We start from the raw sequence: 15,629 nt of genomic DNA on the forward strand, positions 1-15,629 counted from the left end.
AACGAGGCCCGACGATGAAGCGCCCGCTGGCCGTGATGATGAACAGGAAGATGCGGACCATTCAGACGGGGGCGACCCTCCTGGAGGCGGCCCGGCTCATGCGGGAGGTACAGGTCGGCGCCTTGTTGGTGGAAGAAGACGGGCATCTGGTCGGGGTCGTCAGCGAGACGGACCTGGTCCGGAAGGCCATGGCCGAGGAACGGGAGATCAATCAGGAGCAGGTCCGGACGATCATGAGCTCTCCGATCATCACGATCGATATCGACCGACCGGCCAGCGACGCCAGCGATCTGATGAGCGAGAAGGGGATCCGGCACCTGGCCGTGACCGACAGCGGAAAGATCGTGGGCGTCATTTCGGTCCGGGACCTATTGCGGTATTATAAGAACTGGGGTTCGTTTTAACAGGCTGCTGAATAAGTCCACCTGCGTCGTTCTCAGTCCCTCGGAGTCTTCACGTACCTACTAAAGTACGCTCCGGGCTCCTCGGTCCCTGCGGCCTCGCATCTGGAGCTTTTTGAGCAGCCTGAAAAGATCACAGTTTTTCTACAAGCGGCTGAAAAAGTCGATCGGCGTGAAAAGAAAAGGCCCCGTTTTTCGGGGCCTTCTTTTTTGATCGGAAACGAATTCCGGATGCGTTGGTTTAAGCGCCTGCGAACTTGCCCGCCATCGGACCCGTGCGGACTTTGCCCCAGGACTTGGCCGGGTCGATCTCTTTTCCCGGATTGATCTTCCTCGCCTTCTCGAGCAGGGCTTCCTTGGACTCCGGCACGGCGGGATCCGGGATGCAGCACTCGTCCACCGGGCAGACCGCGGCGCACTGGGGCTCGTCGAAATGGCCGACGCATTCCGTGCAACGGTCGTACGAGATCACGTAGATCCCGTCTCCCACGCCGATGCCTTCGGTCACCTTGCATTCCTTGGCTTCCGACGCACTCCGGTTTTCATAGATCGCCTCATTGGGGCATTCGGGCAGACAGGCGCCGCAGTTGATGCAGTTATCGGCAATCAGTAATGACATAGGTTCTCCCCCTTCTCAGTAGTTGACGACTTATATTATCGTGCAATCGGTTTGTTACAGGAAGCATATTTTAGCGTACCCATTTAAACCGAGTCAATACAAAATTTGGTGATATTTATAGGGGCTCGCGTCGCCCCCTTCCCTATGTGGGGGCCCGTGCGGTCCGCCTCCGGCGGATGGCTCGCTAGCTATATCAGTATCCCCACGGGTTTGTTTGTGTAGATTAACCGTTTGCTGCTATCCGACCTGCCGGTGAAAAATGCGGCTGCTCAGCCCGATGCTGACGGCGTCGAAGACCAGAAGTACGGCCAGGACTTTTAGGATATCGGCCCAAAACCATCCGCCAAGGATCAACTCCCGGACCGCCTCGATGGCGTAGGTCATCGGATTTAATTGGGTGATGAAGGCCATCCAGCCGGGCATCGCGTGGCTCGGAACCAGGGCCGTGGAAAGAAAGATCAGGGGCAGCGTTAAAAACCCCATCAAGGCGAAGAAATTGCCGTGTCCCTTGATGGCGAAGGCCAGCGTGAGTGAAATGGCGATCAGCCCCAGGCCGAAAAGCAGGCCCACCAGCATGATAAAGGCCATGCCCAACACGCCGCTGCGGGGATAGACCCCGAACACGAGGAAGGCGACCAGGAGGATGACCAGGATCTGGACCGAGGTGATTCCCATGACGAAAATGAATCGGCTGTAGATGAGCGAATTGCGGCTGATCGGGGCCGAGAGCAAGCGCTCCAGGAAGCCGCTTTCCTTATCGAAGAGAAGGTCGACGCCGCCGGACAAGCCGCTGTTCAGAACCGTCATGATCACCACACCGGCCGTCAGAAAAGTGATATAGTTCGGGGCCTGGAAACCCGGGATCTGTGCGGTCTTCTGAAAAAGGTTCCCGAACAGGATCAGCCAGAACAACATCGGCTGGATCAGCCCGAAGACCATGCTGATCCGCTCCCTGGAAAGCCGCCTGACCGATCGCATCGTCAGTGCGAGCGTTTCTTGAAGAATCCATTTCATGACAGCGCGCTGTCCTCCTTGATCTTGTGGCCGGTGTAGGTGATGAAGACGTCCTCCAGGGTCGGACGCGAGTACTGGATGGCGAGGACGGGATGGCGTCGCTGATGGATGGCCTGGATGAGCGGCGCGAGCGCCTCTTCGTTGGAGGCGACGCGGATCTCCAGTTCATGGTTTTCCGGGGAAACCTTGATCTCGTTGACGAAGGGCAAATCTTTTCTCAGCGCTCCGGCCAGTTCCTCCAGCCGGTCCTGTTGCGGACCGAACTGAATCGTCACCCGGTCGCCCCCGAGACCCTTCTTCAACCCCTCCGGCGTCCCCAGGGCCGCCAGACGTCCCCGATCCAGGATCGCGATCCGGTCGCAGAGCTGATCGGCCTCATCGAGGTAATTGGTCGTCATCAAGATCGTGAGTCCCGCCCGCCGAAGCCGCCGGATGTAATCCCAGATCCGGATGCGGCTTTCCACATCCAGGCCCAGGGTCGGTTCATCCAGAACCAGGACCTTGGGGGCCGGGATCAGGCCGCAGGCGATGTCGAGCTTCTTCTTCATGCCGCCGGAGTAGTTGTTCACAAGGTCGTCCGCCTTCTGGGTCAGATCCACCAGCTCCAGCACCTCCCGGATGCGCCGCCGGGCCTCCGTTTTGTTCAAGTGATACAGGTCGGCGACAAGGGTCAAATGCTCCCGTCCGGTCAGAAAACGATCCACCGCTTTTTCCTGCGGGACGTACCCGAGCACCTGGCGGACCTCCCGCGGCTGCGTCTGGACATCATAGCCCCAGACCTTTACTTGGCCCTCGGTGGGTTTCAGCAACGTGAGGACCGTTCGGATCGTCGTGGTTTTTCCGGCCCCGTTCGGACCCAGCATGCCGAAGACTTCCCCGGGTTCCACATCGAGGGTCAGGCCCTTGAGGACGGTCTTTTCGTTGAAGGTCTTTTTGAGATTGTGGATTTCGATTGCTTTCATTTATTTATAGGGGCTTGCGCCGCCCCCTATGCATCCGAAATTATTTTGTGCAGCTGTTGCAGGCCGTTGAGGATGGACAGCCCCGGCTGCAGGATATGGGCCGACTTGATTTCGTGAATCCTTCCGTTCTTCACGGCCGTGATCGCGTCCCAGCCCGGTCGCCGTGCGATGCGTTCGGACCGGACTTTCTTTCCGCACCAGGAGGCCACGATGATCTCCGGATCCCTCCGGATCACCTCTTCCGGCCGGACGACCCGTTCCGAAGCGGTCCGGCCTTCCCGGAGTTCCGGAAAAATATCGTTTCCGCCGGCCAGGTCGATCAGTTCGCCGACCCACCGAATGCCCGAGATCAACGGGTCGTCCCATTCCTCGAAATAAACCCGCGGCCGTCGGAGAATGCCCGCGGCCGAAATACGGACCTGGCCGAAGGCCGCTTCCATCATGGCCACGAGCCGGAGCGCGTCGGCCGGTTTCCCGATGATCGCCCCGATCATCTGAACGGCCTGAAGGATCTCGAGCAGGCTTCTCTGGTTAAACGTGACGACCGTGACGCCCCGCCGGATCAGATCCCGCACGACGTCGGCCTGAAGGTCCGAATAGGCCAACACCAGGTCCGGCTTCAACCCCAGCACCCTGTCAAGGCGTACGGTAGTGTAGCCTCCGACCTTCGGTTTGCTCCGGGCCTCCGGGGGCCAGGTGGTGTATCCGCTGATTCCCACGACCCGATCGCCCGCGCTCAAGGCGTACAGGATCTCGGCCGTTTCGGCCGTGAGACAGACGATCCGGGAAGGCGCGGCGGTCAATGTTTAGAGGCTTGCGTCGCCCCCTCCGCCGGCGTAGAGGCTCGACTGAGCTCGCCGAAGTCCGGACGGAGCGACTCGACTGAGCTCGTCGAAGTCCTCCCCCTCCCGCTCGCTGGGGCAATTCCCTTCGCTCGTTTTATATTTCCCGGTTCTGGATTGTGGTAGCTCGTCAGATCTTTCAGTCCGGCATCCGTGAAGGCCGCCATGCGCTCCGCGCACTTGTTGCATGCCCCGCAGTGCGTCTTTCCCCGCGGGTTGAGACAGGAGAACGTCAATTCCAGCGGAAGCCGGCGCCCGCGCTCCATCACTTCCTTCTTGCTCAACTGCGAGAACGGCGTCAGGATCTCGATCCGGCGATTCAAGGCCCGCCGGACCAATTGCTGGAAGCCGGAAAAAAATTCGCGAGAACTGTCCGCAAACAGGTTCGTCTTCAGCGGCCCCAGCGCGATCGCATCGATATCGTTCAGGCCGCAGTAGACGGCCGTTTTGGCCAAGAGGATCAGGTTGCGGCCGGGGAGATAAACCTGTTCCCACCCGGAAGCATGGTCCGGAACGGCCTCCCCCGTCATGCTCCAGTGGGCTCCGTAGACGTCCTGCATCGGAAGGTCCAGAACCTGGAGCGGGGCGATTTCCGGACGGTTGACGGCCTTTAAAAATCGTCGGAGCCAATAGAGTTCCGCTTTCTCCCAGACCAGGCCGTTACGGATATAAAGCGGGATGACTTTCGCATCGTGTTCGGCCAGATCAACAAGCATGATGCTTGAATCCGAGCCGCCGCTGGCCAGGACGCAGATCGAGCCGGGATTCTTTTCGGCCGGTTTTGGGGTTTTTTTCAATGCCAAGGATGATCCTGATCCGTTCGACAAAATGTTAAAAGGAATTGTTACTCTACCAGAGGAGTGGTTCTAAATCAAGTGGATGAATCAACTCACTTGCAGCCGCAGCCCTTGGAATCAGACGCCGCGCAGCAAGCCGCCTTCTCGGATTCCGCGCAACAGCCGGCCTGCTCTGTCGGCGGACAACAGGAGGACGAATTTAAGGCGGCCTTGCCGCGGAAGAAGCGTCGTAGGTTTTCGGGAACATCCCGCCGTTTCATCGGTCGTGCCGGCGGTATTTCCGACGACGCGTCGCGATAGACCTCCCGAAGGATCGCGTCCACGATCATGGCCTTCGGGGCCTCCGTGTATTCCTTCCCCTGGAACACCCAGACCCGGCAATTCACGGGGACGTTGCCGGCGCAGGCCTCGCAGGATTCGCAGCGGCTTTCGCGAAACTCAAGCGCGATGTCCTTTCCGTTGATCCGGATCGTTGGAGAGCTGAAGAAGCCCACCGCCTTCGCCTGCGCCTCCGTTTCGACCAGGGTCTTCCGGACGGAAACCTCGACGCCCGCGGCTTCCAGGATGCGCGACACTTCCGATAAGGCCTCGTCCAGATTGACGCCGGTTCCGATGCAGCGCGTGCAGGCGGTGAGGTCGACGTAGAGAAAATCGATCTCGACCCTTCGACGGGTTTTGGAGGGAATCCCTCCTTGTTTATCGGCCGTTTTCATCTTGGGTCTCCTTTCTGTCAGGGTAATCAGATCGGTTGACACCCCAATAGACGGAGACGCGCTCAAAAAGATGCAAGGGCTCGATCTCAACAGGCCTTACAGTGATCCTTTTTCCGTTCATAATCGTAGACGGCGCCACGCCGATCGAATTCGCAATGACAGCATTCCAGCATCAATTCTTTCAGTTTCCGCCGTCCCCTCTGCACGCGGGATTTCGCCCCGGGAAGCGAGATCCCCTGTTTTTCGGCGATATCTTTTTGTGCGAGTCCTTGCAATTCGGACAGGATCAACGCTTCGCGGGTGGGCTCGGAAAGTCTTTCAATCATCGGCCGCAAGCAGCCCGCCAGCTCTTTCAACGCCCGGCGGTCGTCCTTCTCGGAATGAGAAAGGCCTTCGGGAAGCTCTTCCATCGGCTTGCGGCGTCGATAATAATCGATGATCGTATTGCGGGCGATTTGATAAAGCCAGCTCCGGATCCGACGGCTTTCTTTTAGCGTATCGATCTTCGAATGGACCTTTACAAAGACGTCCTGCAGCAGATCCTCCACGGCGGATTCTTCCGAGACCCGGTTTTGAATAAAGCGCCGGAGGGAGGCGTGGTACTCTTTCCAAAGCGCTTCGATATCCATGCGGCGGCTCCCGCGCGGGTTACGCGCCCTCGATTCGGGATAAAACCTCTTTCACCTTCTTCTCGATTTCGTTCCGAATTTTTCGGAATTGTTCCGGGGGTAGGTCCTTGGGGTCCTGAATATTCCAATCCTCGCGCTGTTTGGCCCGGACCCAAGGACATTCATCGCCGCAGCCCATGGTCGCGACGAAATCATATTCGACCGCCGGAATTTCGGCGAGCGACTTCGATTCATGCCGGGACAGATCATAGCCGACTTCCCGCATCGACTCGATCGCCATCGGGTTCACTTTTCCGGACGGACGGGACCCGGCCGAATAAATTTCGAGATTGCCCTTGCCGTGGAGGCGCGCAAACGCCTCGGCCATCTGGCTTCGGCATGAATTCTCGACACAGACGAACAAAAGCCGTTTCATGGCGACTGCTCCTGCAAATTAACGCAGCATTCTTTATTCTGCACGCATCGGCACCCCCAGACGCCGAGATACGCGCCAAGAAAAGGCGCGACAAGATAGATCCAAAGGGGCTGGAGGTGGCCCGATACGACGGCCGGCGCCAGGGAACGGGCCGGGTTCATAGAAGCACCCGTAATGGGTCCGGCAAACAAGGCTTCAAGCCCGACGACCGCGCCGATCGCGACGCCGGCCATCACGCCGGTTTCCTTCGCCCCGACCGAGACGTTGAGAATGACGAACATCAGCAGCAACGATAGAATAATCTCGAGAACAAAAGATTGGGCGGTCGAGCCTGCGGGAATCGTGGCGCCTAAAGTTGCGTGTTGAGGAAACAGAAGACGAAGACATCCGCTGGCCAATAAGGCCCCGGCGCATTGGCTGATCACGTACGGCAGCACTTTTTGACCTGTAAAACGGCCCGAGATCCAAAACCCAAACGTCACGGCGGGATTAAGATGAGCCCCCGAAACATTTCCCAATGTGTAAATCATGGCCGTCACGATCAGTCCGAAAGTCAGGGAGACGCCGACATGCGTCACCGAGCCGGCCGTGACGTCATTAATAACAATGGCCCCGGTTCCCGAAAAAACCAGCGCAAAGGTACCGAAAAGTTCGGCCAGATAAGGATTCATTCCCACCTCCGTAGTTATAGACTAACATGAATCGGCGAGTCGTCGCCACATCGGCGCCCGACTCGGGGCGGGGCGTCCGACATCGAAAGTTTACCAAGACCCGAAACCTTATCCTATTTGAATTTCATCGTAACGCGGCCGACAGCCATCCTACGGCCGCTCCGCCGGCAATAAGCCACGTCGAATTGAGCTTATAGCGCGCCAGCAATAAGAATGAAATCAGAGCCACCACAATCGCGAGAGGGTCGGTCACCGAGGTCCGGCCCAATTGCCAGGAGACGGCCGCCATCAGGCCCAACGAAGCCGCGTTGACGCCGTCCAAAAAACCGCCCACCCATGCCGAGCGGCGCATCCGGGGAATCAACGGATTCGAAACCGCGACGAAGAAGAAGGATGGGAGAAAAATGCCGAGCGTCGCCAGAAGCGCACCCGGTGTTCCGCCGAGGATATAGCCGATGAACGTGGCCGTCGTGAACAACGGTCCGGGCGTGACCTGGCCGACCGCGACGGCGTCCATTAATTGAGGATCGGTGAGCCAGCCGAACCGCACGACGAAATCGGCACGGAGAAACGCGAGGAGGACGTAGCCGCTGCCGTACAACACCGCGCCGATTTTCAGAAACGTGAGGAACAACACCGGCAGGCTGAACGATGCGGCGACCGCCGCGGAGGACGCCAGCAGGTTCCGTCCGCCTAGGGCCGGCGTGAGAAAAAGCCCCGGAACCGGGTTTCTCAATCGCCGGACGTTCGCGGCGACCATGACGACCAGCCCCCCCGCGAACAGCAACGCGATTTCATTCACGCCCAAAAAATACGATGAGAGGACGGCCGCCCCGACCACGCCGGGCAGCGGGCCGCGGACGGCCCTCCTTCCAAGACCCCACAGGGCCTGCACGATGATGGCCATGATGACGGGCTTCACGCCGTACAACAGCCACGCGGCCTGGGGCGTGGAGCCGAACCGCACGTAGACCCAGGCCAGCCCCATGACGATCAGCATGGCGGGCAGGATGAAACAGAGGCCGCCGACCATCAGCCCCGGCCATCCCGCCCGCCGGAAGCCGAGATGGATCGCCATCTCGGTCGAGTTCGGGCCGGGGATCAGGTTGGTCGCGCCGACCAGATCGAGGAATTCCTGGTCGCTCAGCCACCCGCGGCGCCGAACCGTCTCATCGTGCATCATGGCGATATGGGCCGCAGGCCCGCCGAAGCCGGTCATGCCCAGCTTGAGAAACAACGCGGCCACCTCGATCAGGCTCTGCAATAACGATGGGTTCATTTTTGGGAGCGATTCACGCAGACCGATGCCGCACCTACTTTATGCAGCCGGGCTTGGCGCTCGTGAGGGGACCGCCCTTCTTTACCTCGATCATTATAAATAATACTATGCCTGCAAGGAAAGATAGTCTATCTTCTCAAATCTGTTGACCGTGTCATCCGCCTTTAGTATGATGACATTGTTGTCCACACCCCGGAGGGATTCGTGTACAAAGTCACCAAGGCCATCGAATTCTGCTACGGCCACCGACTGATGAACTACGACGGCAAATGCCGTCATCTCCACGGCCACAACGGAAAGGTCGAGATCGAGCTGGAGACGGACAAGCTGGACGCGATCGGGATGGTCCGGGATTTCACGGAGGTGAAGGAGGTCGTCGCGGGCTGGCTCGACCGGGAGCTGGACCACAAGATGCTCTTGCGGAAGGACGACCCCGCGCTCCCGATGCTTCAGAAGATGAACGAGCCGGTTTTTCTCTTCGACGCGAACCCGACGGCCGAGTCCATCGCGAAATTGATCTTCGAATTCGTGCGTTCCAAAGGGTTCCCGGTTTCGGAGGTCCGGATGTGGGAATCCGAAAGCTCCTTCGCGGCCTATAAAGGGTTATAGGGGCTTGCGTCGCCCCCTCCGTCGGCCAAGCCGTCGGAGCCTCCCCCTCCCGCTCGCCTTGCTCGCTGATTAAGTTCCCAGGGCCCCCAGAATCTCGTCGCTGTGGCCGTCCACCTTGACCTTCCGGTATATCCGGGCGATCTTTCCGTCTTTGTCGATCACGAAGGTGCTCCGCTCGATCCCCATGTAGGTCCGGCCGTACATGCTTTTTTCCTTGTAAACGCCGTAGGCTTCGGCGACCTTTTTGTCGGCATCGCTCAGCAGCGGAAAGGGGAGTTTGAATTTTCCCGCGAATTTTTTATGGGATTCCAGATCGTCGAAGCTCACGCCCAGGATGACGGCGTCTTCCTTGTCGAATTTGGAGCGTTCATCCCGGAAGCTGCAGGCCTCTTTCGTGCAGCCGGGCGTATCGTCCTTGGGATAAAAGTACAATACCACCTTTTTCTTCCCGCGGAACTCTTTCAGCGAGATTTCCCTTCCCTCGGTGGAGGGGAGACGGAAATCGGGTGCGGCGTCTCCGACGTTTAACTCGTTTGCGGCCATGATGCGCTCCTTTGCTTGTTCCGGTCCGATGGCTTCGCCGGTCTTCAGTCGCCGATATTCCAGGGCAGGTTCGTTTCCTTCCGGGACCGGTATTCTTCCGTCATGAACCCGATCAAATCGAGCAGTCTCCGACCTTGCTGCGCAAGGTCCTCGGACTCGAGCAGGAACTGCTTCTCGACCGGGGTCGTGTCCAGTTCGGAGGACAGCAGTTGAACCAGCCGGTCATCGTCCAGCCGCATGTCCAGGAGGGTGTTGATCTGGTTTTCCCAGCCGCGCAGTTTCGCATAGCCCTGCAGCGAACGGACCAGCTCATCCCGCAGCGGTTCCGGCAGCGCGGTGACGGTTTCCCCCGCCGGACGAAACGGTTCGATCCAGGCCCGGCGGTAGCTTTTGTCGTAGAGCTGTTTTTTCACCCGGAACGGATCCTGACCGTAGAGGACGAGATTGTAGCGTCCGTCGTTCAATCGATGGATCTGCATGATCCGGCCGATGCAGCCGATCGGGTGGATCGGCGGATTGCCGTAATAGCCCTTTTCCCAATTTTCTTTTAGGAGGACCATCCCGATCATCCGGGCCGCTTCCGTGGAATCGTTCAGGACGGCCTCGACCATTTCCCGGTATCTCGGCTCGAAGATATGGAGCGGCAAATAGGTATTGGGAAAAAGAACCGTTGCGGGGAGCGGGAACAGGGGAATGATTTTTGGGAGCCGGTCTTGGATCATTTTATGCCTCGCGATGGATCTCAACGGCCGAGTAGGCCATGATCGGCTCGATGGGCGGAGCCGTTTTTCTCAGGCGCAGCGTCACCCGTTTCGCCCCGAATTCCCGAAGGACGACCTCGGCCAGTCGTTCGGCCATCGTTTCGATCAGCCGGAACTGTTCCTTGCGGGCCATCTCGATCAGCCGTCGCGAGATCGCGGCGTAGTCAAAGGCCTCGCGGAGCTGATCCGTTTGGGCGATCCGGCGGACGTCGCAGCCGATTTCCAGATCCAGCGAGAAACGCTGGCCGGTTTTTTGCTCCTCGGGCGTGATCCCGCAATGGCCGTAAAATTCAAGATGGTCGATGATTATTTTATCCATGCCGTCGTTCTCCGGAGCAGACTATATCAAATCGTGTGGTGAACATCAATTGATCCGGTAGGGGCGACGCATGTGTCGCCCCTACATGCGCCCCTACATCTGAAACTGCGCATCGTACAAAAGCGTGTACAGGCCGCCCCCGGCGAGAAGCTCCTCGTGGGTTCCCCGCTCGATGATCCGTCCGTTCTGAACGACGAGGATCTTGTTGACGTGCTTCAGGGTGGAAAGACGATGGGCGATGATGAAGGTCGTCCGATGGTAGGTCAGGGCGCCCAGGGCCTCCTGGATCTTGGCCTCGGTCTCGGTGTCGATGTTGGAGGTGGCCTCGTCGAAGATGATGATCGGCGGGTCTTTGAGCAGCGCACGCGCGATCGCGATCCGTTGTTTCTGACCGACCGACAACTTCACGCCGCGCTCGCCGATCCAGGTCGCGTAGCCGTCCGGAAGCGAGAGGATGAACTCGTGGGCCCGCGCCGCCTCGGCCGCCGCGGTCACCTCCTCTTCGGTGGCATCCAGACGCCCGTAGACAATATTCTCGCGCACCGTCCCGTTGAACAGAAACGGCTCCTGGGCCACGACCCCGATCTGATCCCGGAGATACGATAATTGGAGATCCCGGACGTCGCGTCCGTCGATCATGATCGCTCCCGTGTCGACGTCGTACAGCCGCATGAGCAGTTTGATGATCGTGCTCTTGCCGCTGCCGCTGGGACCGACCAGCGCGATCTTCTCGCCGGGAAAGGCCTGGAGGGAAATCTGCTGGAGGACGGGAGCATTCGGGCGGTAGTGGAACGAAACGTTCTTGAACTCCACAAACCCTTCGGCTTTCCGGGGAGGACGGACCGCCCCGGACCGGTCGGAAACCTCCGGCACGGCGTCCATGATCTCGAAGACCCGTTCGCCCGAGGCGAGCGACTGTTGGAGCATGTGGTTCACCGAGTGGATCTGGTTGATCGGCGTGTAAAAAAGGCCCAGATAGCTCAGGAAGGCCACCAGTCCGCCGACCGTCATCCGGCCCTCCAGTACCGCATGGGTGCCGAACCAGAGAATGAGCAGGGTGCCGGTCGAAGCGACCAGGATCATGCCGGGAGAATAGACCGACCAGATGCGCGCCACCCGCAGGTTGCCGCGGCTGTATTCCAGGCTCTGCCGGTTGAAGCGTTCCACCTCGTAGGCTTCACGGTTGAAGCTCATGGTCTCGCGAATTCCCGAGATGCTGTCCTGGAGCAGCGCGTTCAGCTGGGCCGCCTGTTGTCGGATGAGGTGATAGAGCTTGTGGACGCGGGTGGTGAAGACCGTCGCCCCCAGAACCAGGAAGGGGATCGGGATCAGGGCGATCAGGGCCAGCCGCCAGTTCAGATAGAAAAGCACCGCCATGATTCCCAGCAACGTGAGGCCGGCCATGACCAGGGCCTCCACGCCGTCGATAAAGATCCGCTCCAAATTGTTGACGTCGTTGACCACGCGGGACATGATCTCGCCCGTCGCCCGGTTCTCGTAATAGCTGACGGAGAGCCGCTGCAGGGCCCGATAGATCTGGTCGCGCATGTCGTAGATCACGCGCTGCTCCAGGGTGTTGTTGAAGCGGATGCGCGCCGAGTTCAACAGGTTCCGGCCCAGATGGACCGCGACCAGCCCGAGGATCAGCCATTGGAGCAGCGGGAGGTTGTCGCCCCGGATCACGTCGTCGATCACGCGCTTGAGGAGCCACGGCGGGACCATCTCGAGCGTGGTGGTGAGAACGGCGCAGGCCAGGGTCAGGTAGGCCAGGCGTTGATACGGCTTGATATAGCGTACGACACGGAAAAGAGATCGCATATTTCCTTTACCTTATTCGCGGGTCCTGTCCTTCAGCAACCCCACCGTGCTCGCCACCCCGCCCGGTGTAGGGACCCCGGCTGCGCGCGGTGGGGCGCCCCGCTTCCGGCCACCCGCTCATGAATCTTCATCCGGCGGCTTCATCCAAAACCGCTCGTATTCTTTGAGGTGGGTCAGCGTCGAGAGGTCGTGCATCCGGTCCAGAAAGACCTTTCCGGCAAGATGGTCCAGCTCATGTTGAAGCACGACGGCCGGAAAGCCTTCGGCTTCCAGCTTCTGTTCTTTTCCGTGGCGGTCGAGAAAACGGACCGCCACCTTCTTGGACCGGGGCACCTTTCCGCGGAAGCCTTCCACGCTCAAACAGCCTTCCCATCCCTCGGAGGTTTCTTCCGATTTGGAGAGAAAGGCCGGGTTCACGAGGATCAGCAACGGGACTTTGGGCGCCCAGGGATACCGCTTGCTGTTGTGGACCTCGATCACGGCGATCTGCTTGGATTCGTGCACCTGGGGGGCGGCCAGCCCGACGCCGTCGTATTCATGCATCGTTTCGATCATGTCGTCGATCAGCTTCTGGATCGCCGGGCTCTTCAGCTCCGAGAGGGGGACCTCCTTGGCGATCTGTCGCAGGACCGGATTTCCCAGCTTGGACGTTTTAAGGATCGACATGAAGCCTCACTCGTCTTTTCATGCGGCCGGCCGGGGCCGGGGGCCTTTCTCGAGACGGGCCAGGCGGGCCGTCATCCGTTCCAGCGGAATCATGTCGCGCGTCCTTTGACCGACCTCGATCCCTTTACGGTAGATGCCCTTGGCCTCTTCCATCTTTCCGATTTTTTCCAGAGCGCCGCCGAGCTGTTCATAGACGACGGTGTAATCGGGCTTCAGCGCGATCGCCTTTTCAAAGGCCTCGACGGCCAGCGCGGCCGATTCCTCCGCCGCGTAAGCCTGGCCCAGGCTGAACCACAGCATCTCGCTCTCCGGGTCCGCGGCGAGAACCTTTTTGATCCGATCGATCTTCTCCGAAGCCATCGAGTGTCCCGCAACCGGTGAATGCGTCTGAACCGATAGTATAGGGGAGTTGCCTGTCAGCGTCAACCGGGAAACCACGGCAAAATCATGATTGACTTGGCGGCGGGTTTTTGTTAATTTAAGGACACTATGATGATCTCAAATCGTGACGAACTTAAAAAAATGGCCACCACCGTCCGAAAGGACATCATCCGGATGACCGCGGCCGCCGGATCCGGTCATCCGACCAGTTCCCTTTCGACCGTTGAGATTCTGACGACACTTTTCTTCCAGGTTTTGCGGCATGATCCCAAGCGGCCGGACTGGCCCGACCGCGACCGCTTCATTCTGAGCAAAGGGCACGCGGCGCCCGCGCTCTACTCCTTTCTGGCGCGCAGCGGCTATTTTCCGGTCGAACAGCTCACAACCCTGCGCAAGCTGGACAGCCCCTTGCAAGGCCACCCCGAACGGCACCGGATGGGCGGCGTAGAGGCCTCAACCGGATCGCTGGGTCAAGGCATCTCGATCGGAATCGGCATGGCCCTGGCCGGACGGCTGGATCGGAAGGACTACCGGGTCTATGTGATGACGGGCGACGGGGAGCTGGATGAGGGACAGGTCTGGGAAGCGGCGCTTCACGCCGGAAACCACGGCCTGGATCATCTCACCGTCATGGTCGACCATAATCAGGCCCAACAGGACGGATGGGTGAAGGACGTGATGGATCTCGCGCCGCTCGCCGATAAATGGACGGCCTTCAAGTGGCATGCGATCGAGATCGACGGGCACGACTGGGACCAGGTCGCGAAGGCCTTTGATGAAGCCCGCGCCACGAAGGGAAGGCCGACCGTGATCATCGCCCGGACGGTTAAGGGCAAGGGCGTTTCCTTCATGGAAAACAAGCCGGAGCTCCACGGCATTCCGCCCACGCCGGAGCAGATGGAGCGGGCGCTGGCCGAACTCGACCAGCGATAATCTCTTCCCGCATCGGTCGGTCCATTTTCGAAGCCTCCAAGAGCGCGCCGATGAATTCAGGTCGAATTTCTCAACGGATCCTTTGGGGAATGATCGCCGTACTCTTTTTCTCGGCGGCTTCCTTCACCGTAGCCCAGACGAAAAAAGATGTTCTTCAGCTCATAACGGACCAGGATGTACTCCACCAGGATCAGACGGCCAAGGAAAAGGGAATGACCGAGGTCGGCCGGTCGATGATTCTGGAATTGAAGGACGGTCCCCAGATCGATGTCGTCCGGCCCGGCGGCGGAGAGATCGGCCAGCAGCCGGTCGAGATCGACGTGGAATTCGATAAATCCAAGGACGGGGCCGAGCCGAACATGTCCACGCTCAAGGTCCGCTACATCAAATTCTTTTCGATCGACATCACCGACCGGGTCAAACCCTACCTGACCGGCAACCGGATCCATGCTCCCGAGGCCCAATTCCCGAAGGGCGACCACACCGTGGAACTCTACGTCGAGGACACGCAGGGAAAGGCCAGCTCCAAGGTGATCGAGTTCAAGGTGCTGTGAATGGTTCGGAGCAGGCTTGGGTCCAAACCGCGCCGATTGACAATCTCCTCCGTTTTTGGATATAGTAACTTTCCGCGCTTTGTTTATCTTTATTATTCTTCAACAACCCGGACGCGGGAATAGCTCAGTGGTAGAGCGAGGATTGAGGCGCTCCGGCTGAGAGCCGTCGCTTAGTAAGGCGATGCCCGAGCCGGGCTAAAAATTGAATCGGAATCTTCCGACTTACCGGATGCGGGAATAGCTCAGTGGTAGAGCATCGCCTTGCCAAGGCGAGGGTCGCGGGTTCAAATCCCGTTTCCCGCTCCATTTTTTATATTCCATTGATTCCCGGTGAACGGGATTTGGTTCCGGGAGGAAGGCGCTGGCGCGCAGGATTTAAATTCTGCGCCTTGGGCGCAGTGCGTTATCAAATCCCGTCTTCCGCTCCGGTTTTATTCCTCTCCTCCACGCTCTTTAAACACGCGACCGGGGGTTTTGACATGAGTGTCGCCCTCCCCCTCCACAACCGTGAGCGCAACGCGATCCCGACCTTACGCGCGCTGGCCAACCAGGCTTTCTCGCGCGCGGCCGGGGCCCCCCTGATCGAAGGCAACCAAATCCGCCTCCTCATCGACGCGCGGGAAAATTATCCGGCGTGGCTCGATGCGATCCGCGCGGCAAAACGCCATGTTTACTTCGAAAACTACATCGTCCAGGAAGACGA

Annotated in this window: 21 protein-coding genes and 1 tRNA gene; 6 read left to right on the top strand and 16 right to left on the bottom strand. The window is 59.3% G+C overall.

Features of this window, described 5'->3' with window-relative positions:
• The first annotated feature begins 14 nt into the window (after window positions 1–14).
• Complete coding sequence (locus VMN77_00555) at window positions 15–404, top strand: CBS domain-containing protein (protein HTN42268.1); 390 nt, start codon at window positions 15–17, stop codon at window positions 402–404.
• A 238-nt stretch (window positions 405–642) separates the two neighbouring features.
• On the opposite strand, the gene VMN77_00560 is transcribed toward VMN77_00555, so the two are convergent.
• From VMN77_00560 to chrA, 10 genes are all read right to left on the bottom strand, one after another.
• A complete protein-coding gene (locus VMN77_00560) occupies window positions 643–1,020 on the bottom strand; it encodes a 4Fe-4S dicluster domain-containing protein (GenBank protein ID HTN42269.1) in 378 nt (125 codons plus the stop codon).
• 237 nt (window positions 1,021–1,257) lie between these two features.
• Window positions 1,258–2,034, bottom strand: a complete 777-nt coding sequence (locus VMN77_00565; protein ID HTN42270.1) for an ABC transporter permease — start codon at window positions 2,032–2,034, stop codon at window positions 1,258–1,260.
• Window positions 2,031–2,996 carry an ATP-binding cassette domain-containing protein gene (locus tag VMN77_00570; protein HTN42271.1) on the bottom strand — a complete coding sequence of 322 codons (966 nt, stop codon included), beginning with the start codon at window positions 2,994–2,996 and terminating at the stop codon, window positions 2,031–2,033. Before VMN77_00570 ends, VMN77_00565 begins: the two co-directional genes overlap by 4 nt.
• 26 nt (window positions 2,997–3,022) lie before the next feature.
• Window positions 3,023–3,799 carry a cobalamin-binding protein gene (locus VMN77_00575; protein ID HTN42272.1) on the bottom strand — a complete coding sequence of 259 codons (777 nt, stop codon included), beginning with the start codon at window positions 3,797–3,799 and terminating at the stop codon, window positions 3,023–3,025.
• Window positions 3,796–4,641, bottom strand: coding sequence for a 7-cyano-7-deazaguanine synthase (locus VMN77_00580; protein HTN42273.1), 846 nt, complete (start codon window positions 4,639–4,641; stop codon window positions 3,796–3,798). The genes VMN77_00575 and VMN77_00580 overlap by 4 nt, the downstream gene beginning before the upstream one ends.
• An 86-nt stretch (window positions 4,642–4,727) precedes the next feature.
• Window positions 4,728–5,348 (bottom strand): DUF2703 domain-containing protein, encoded by a 621-nt coding sequence (locus tag VMN77_00585; GenBank protein ID HTN42274.1) that lies wholly within the window; start codon window positions 5,346–5,348, stop codon window positions 4,728–4,730.
• Window positions 5,349–5,434: 86 nt separating this feature from the next.
• Window positions 5,435–5,977 carry an RNA polymerase sigma factor SigZ gene (gene sigZ, locus VMN77_00590; GenBank protein ID HTN42275.1) on the bottom strand — a complete coding sequence of 181 codons (543 nt, stop codon included), beginning with the start codon at window positions 5,975–5,977 and terminating at the stop codon, window positions 5,435–5,437.
• 19 nt (window positions 5,978–5,996) lie between these two features.
• Window positions 5,997–6,392: an arsenate reductase ArsC gene (locus tag VMN77_00595; protein ID HTN42276.1), complete on the bottom strand. Its 396-nt coding sequence runs from the start codon at window positions 6,390–6,392 to the stop codon at window positions 5,997–5,999.
• Complete coding sequence (locus tag VMN77_00600; protein HTN42277.1) at window positions 6,389–7,063, bottom strand: aquaporin; 675 nt, start codon at window positions 7,061–7,063, stop codon at window positions 6,389–6,391. Before VMN77_00600 ends, VMN77_00595 begins: the two co-directional genes overlap by 4 nt.
• 124 nt (window positions 7,064–7,187) lie before the next feature.
• Entirely contained in the window at window positions 7,188–8,342 is a 1,155-nt protein-coding gene (chrA, locus tag VMN77_00605) for a chromate efflux transporter (protein ID HTN42278.1), read from the bottom strand.
• Between the two features lie 204 nt (window positions 8,343–8,546).
• Here chrA and VMN77_00610 point away from each other — a divergent pair, with 204 nt between their 5' ends.
• Window positions 8,547–8,951: a 6-carboxytetrahydropterin synthase gene (locus VMN77_00610; GenBank protein HTN42279.1), complete on the top strand. Its 405-nt coding sequence runs from the start codon at window positions 8,547–8,549 to the stop codon at window positions 8,949–8,951.
• A gap of 69 nt (window positions 8,952–9,020) precedes the next feature.
• Here the strand turns inward: VMN77_00610 and bcp are convergent, their stop codons facing one another.
• The 6 genes from bcp to VMN77_00640 all read right to left on the bottom strand — a co-directional run bounded on the left by bcp (window position 9,021) and on the right by VMN77_00640 (window position 13,418).
• Window positions 9,021–9,494 carry a thioredoxin-dependent thiol peroxidase gene (bcp, locus tag VMN77_00615; protein HTN42280.1) on the bottom strand — a complete coding sequence of 158 codons (474 nt, stop codon included), beginning with the start codon at window positions 9,492–9,494 and terminating at the stop codon, window positions 9,021–9,023.
• A gap of 44 nt (window positions 9,495–9,538) precedes the next feature.
• Window positions 9,539–10,216, bottom strand: coding sequence for an LON peptidase substrate-binding domain-containing protein (locus VMN77_00620; GenBank protein HTN42281.1), 678 nt, complete (start codon window positions 10,214–10,216; stop codon window positions 9,539–9,541).
• A 1-nt stretch (window position 10,217) separates the two neighbouring features.
• A complete protein-coding gene (gene folB / locus VMN77_00625) occupies window positions 10,218–10,574 on the bottom strand; it encodes a dihydroneopterin aldolase (GenBank protein HTN42282.1) in 357 nt (118 codons plus the stop codon).
• Window positions 10,575–10,667: 93 nt separating this feature from the next.
• A complete protein-coding gene (locus VMN77_00630; protein ID HTN42283.1) occupies window positions 10,668–12,392 on the bottom strand; it encodes an ABC transporter ATP-binding protein in 1,725 nt (574 codons plus the stop codon).
• Window positions 12,393–12,509: 117 nt separating this feature from the next.
• Entirely contained in the window at window positions 12,510–13,058 is a 549-nt protein-coding gene (gene def, locus VMN77_00635; GenBank protein ID HTN42284.1) for a peptide deformylase, read from the bottom strand.
• A gap of 18 nt (window positions 13,059–13,076) precedes the next feature.
• Window positions 13,077–13,418, bottom strand: coding sequence for a hypothetical protein (locus VMN77_00640; protein ID HTN42285.1), 342 nt, complete (start codon window positions 13,416–13,418; stop codon window positions 13,077–13,079).
• Window positions 13,419–13,550: 132 nt separating this feature from the next.
• Here VMN77_00640 and VMN77_00645 point away from each other — a divergent pair, with 132 nt between their 5' ends.
• The 4 genes from VMN77_00645 to VMN77_00660 form a co-directional block, all read left to right on the top strand.
• Window positions 13,551–14,372, top strand: coding sequence for a transketolase (locus VMN77_00645; protein ID HTN42286.1), 822 nt, complete (start codon window positions 13,551–13,553; stop codon window positions 14,370–14,372).
• 50 nt (window positions 14,373–14,422) lie between these two features.
• Window positions 14,423–14,926 carry a hypothetical protein gene (locus tag VMN77_00650; protein ID HTN42287.1) on the top strand — a complete coding sequence of 168 codons (504 nt, stop codon included), beginning with the start codon at window positions 14,423–14,425 and terminating at the stop codon, window positions 14,924–14,926.
• Between the two features lie 231 nt (window positions 14,927–15,157).
• Window positions 15,158–15,232 (top strand) — tRNA-Gly (locus VMN77_00655).
• Window positions 15,233–15,405: 173 nt separating this feature from the next.
• Window positions 15,406–15,629 (top strand): cardiolipin synthase B (locus VMN77_00660; protein HTN42288.1); only part of this gene is annotated, 224 nt, incomplete at its 3' end.

The organism is Nitrospiria bacterium (genome assembly GCA_035498035.1).
Classification (GTDB): Bacteria; Nitrospirota; Nitrospiria; order JACQBZ01; family JACQBZ01; genus JACQBZ01.

Coding starts and splice junctions, on each gene's coding strand:
- VMN77_00555 (HTN42268.1), top strand. CDS start 15: ATGAAGCGCCCGCTGGCCGTGATGATGAACAGGAAGATGCGGACCATT.
- VMN77_00560 (HTN42269.1), bottom strand. CDS start 1,020: ATGTCATTACTGATTGCCGATAACTGCATCAACTGCGGCGCCTGTCTG.
- VMN77_00565 (HTN42270.1), bottom strand. CDS start 2,034: ATGAAATGGATTCTTCAAGAAACGCTCGCACTGACGATGCGATCGGTC.
- VMN77_00570 (HTN42271.1), bottom strand. CDS start 2,996: ATGAAAGCAATCGAAATCCACAATCTCAAAAAGACCTTCAACGAAAAG.
- VMN77_00585 (HTN42274.1), bottom strand. CDS start 5,348: ATGAAAACGGCCGATAAACAAGGAGGGATTCCCTCCAAAACCCGTCGA.
- sigZ (HTN42275.1), bottom strand. CDS start 5,977: ATGGATATCGAAGCGCTTTGGAAAGAGTACCACGCCTCCCTCCGGCGC.
- VMN77_00595 (HTN42276.1), bottom strand. CDS start 6,392: ATGAAACGGCTTTTGTTCGTCTGTGTCGAGAATTCATGCCGAAGCCAG.
- VMN77_00600 (HTN42277.1), bottom strand. CDS start 7,063: ATGAATCCTTATCTGGCCGAACTTTTCGGTACCTTTGCGCTGGTTTTT.
- chrA (HTN42278.1), bottom strand. CDS start 8,342: ATGAACCCATCGTTATTGCAGAGCCTGATCGAGGTGGCCGCGTTGTTT.
- bcp (HTN42280.1), bottom strand. CDS start 9,494: ATGGCCGCAAACGAGTTAAACGTCGGAGACGCCGCACCCGATTTCCGT.
- VMN77_00620 (HTN42281.1), bottom strand. CDS start 10,216: ATGATCCAAGACCGGCTCCCAAAAATCATTCCCCTGTTCCCGCTCCCC.
- folB (HTN42282.1), bottom strand. CDS start 10,574: ATGGATAAAATAATCATCGACCATCTTGAATTTTACGGCCATTGCGGG.
- VMN77_00630 (HTN42283.1), bottom strand. CDS start 12,392: ATGCGATCTCTTTTCCGTGTCGTACGCTATATCAAGCCGTATCAACGC.
- def (HTN42284.1), bottom strand. CDS start 13,058: ATGTCGATCCTTAAAACGTCCAAGCTGGGAAATCCGGTCCTGCGACAG.
- VMN77_00640 (HTN42285.1), bottom strand. CDS start 13,418: ATGGCTTCGGAGAAGATCGATCGGATCAAAAAGGTTCTCGCCGCGGAC.
- VMN77_00645 (HTN42286.1), top strand. CDS start 13,551: ATGATCTCAAATCGTGACGAACTTAAAAAAATGGCCACCACCGTCCGA.
- VMN77_00650 (HTN42287.1), top strand. CDS start 14,423: ATGAATTCAGGTCGAATTTCTCAACGGATCCTTTGGGGAATGATCGCC.